At 67.7% G+C, this 1,583-nt stretch carries 1 protein-coding gene and 1 pseudogene; both read left to right on the top strand.

The features are described 5' to 3' along the window. Nucleotides 1-178, top strand: a pseudogene (locus JCM9942_RS20350) (carbohydrate kinase); the annotation flags it as partial. Further along, nucleotides 175-1,416, top strand: coding sequence for an AGE family epimerase/isomerase (locus tag JCM9942_RS15575; RefSeq protein WP_054660768.1), 1,242 nt, complete (start codon nt 175-177; stop codon nt 1,414-1,416). The pseudogene JCM9942_RS20350 and the gene JCM9942_RS15575, both read left to right, overlap by 4 nt. Nucleotides 1,417-1,583 lie beyond the last annotated feature (167 nt).

Raw genomic sequence — 1,583 nt, 5'->3', positions numbered from 1 at the left:
TGGCGGGGCCGGCAGCGGCTTTGCCAAGTTCTGCGCCGATGCCGACGCCATCACCGCCACCTTGCGCTTTGCCGCCGCGGTTGGCGCGCTGGCGGTCACCCGCAAGGGCGCCTTCGCCGCCATGCCTTCTCTGCAAGATGTGCAGCAGCTGCTGCAGCAACAGGACGCCCTCGCATGACCACCACGCCCGACTTCCGCTCCCCGGCCTTCCTGCGCGCGCATATCGCCGACACGATGGCCTTCTACCACCCGCGCTGCATCGATCCGCAGGGCGGCTTCTTCCACTACTTCCGTGACGACGGCAGCGTCTATGACGCCGGCCACCGTCACCTGGTCAGCAGCACCCGCTTCGTCTTCAACTACGCCATGGCCTTCCGCGAGTACGGCAATGCCGAGTACCTGGAGGCGGTGAAGCACGGGGTGGCCTACCTGCGCGACGTGCACCGCAATCCGGCCACCGGCGGCTATGCCTGGACGCTGCGCGATGGCGCCGTCGAGGACGACATGAACCACTGCTACGGCGTGGCCTTCGTGCTGCTGGCCTACAGCTGCGCGCTGAAGGCCGGGATCGAGCAGGGCCGTGAGTGGATGGACGAGACCTGGCAGCTGCTGGAGCGTCACTTCTGGGAACCGCAGCACGGCCTGTACCGCGACGAGGCCGACGCGAACTGGAACTTCACCGGCTACCGTGGCCAGAACGCCAACATGCACATGTGCGAGGCGATGCTGGCCGCGTTCGAGGCCAGTGGCGAACAGCGCTATCTGGACCGCGCGCTGCAGCTGGCCGACAACATGACCCGCAAGCAGGCCGCCAAGGCCGGCGGTCTGGTCTGGGAGCACTACGACACCGACTGGAACATCGACTGGAACTACAACCTGGACAACCCCAAGCACCTGTTCCGGCCGTGGGGTTTCCAGCCCGGCCACCAGACCGAATGGGCCAAGCTGCTGATGATCCTGGACCGCCACGTCGATGCCGACTGGCTGGTGCCCACCGCCGCGCACCTGTTCGACAACGCGGTGGCCTGTTCCTGGGACGAGGCACGCGGTGGCCTGTACTACGGCTTCGCGCCGGAGACCCGCCGCCAGCCGGGCATGGACGGCGCGCCGATCGGTGGCGACAGCTTCGTCTGCGATGACGACAAGTACTTCTGGGTGCAGGCCGAGTCGCTGGCCGCGGCCGCGCTGCTGGCCCAGGGCACCGGCGAGGCGCGCTACTGGCGGTGGTACGACAAGCTGTGGGCCTATTCGTGGGAGCACCTGGTCGATCACCAGTACGGCGGGTGGTTCCGCATCCTGGACGCGGACAACCGCAAATACAGCGACGAGAAGAGCCCGGCCGGCAAGACCGACTACCACACCATGGGCGCCTGCCACGAAGTGTTGAACGTGGTGCGCGAGGGCGCGCCGGGCTGAGTTCCGGCGCGTACAGGACAGCCAACGGAGGCAGCATGCAGCAGCGGTCGCATCAACATTTCCAAGCGGTAGCACCGCGACTGGGCTGGGTGCGACGCGCACTGGCCGCCTGTCTGTTGTGCGGCCTGGCCGGCGCTGCGCTGGCCGCGCCGTTGCAGGCGCAATGG

This window comes from Stenotrophomonas pictorum JCM 9942, from assembly GCF_001310775.1.
Taxonomy (GTDB): Bacteria; Pseudomonadota; Gammaproteobacteria; order Xanthomonadales; family Xanthomonadaceae; genus Stenotrophomonas; species Stenotrophomonas pictorum.
This window is presented reverse-complemented; position numbering and strand designations above follow the sequence as displayed.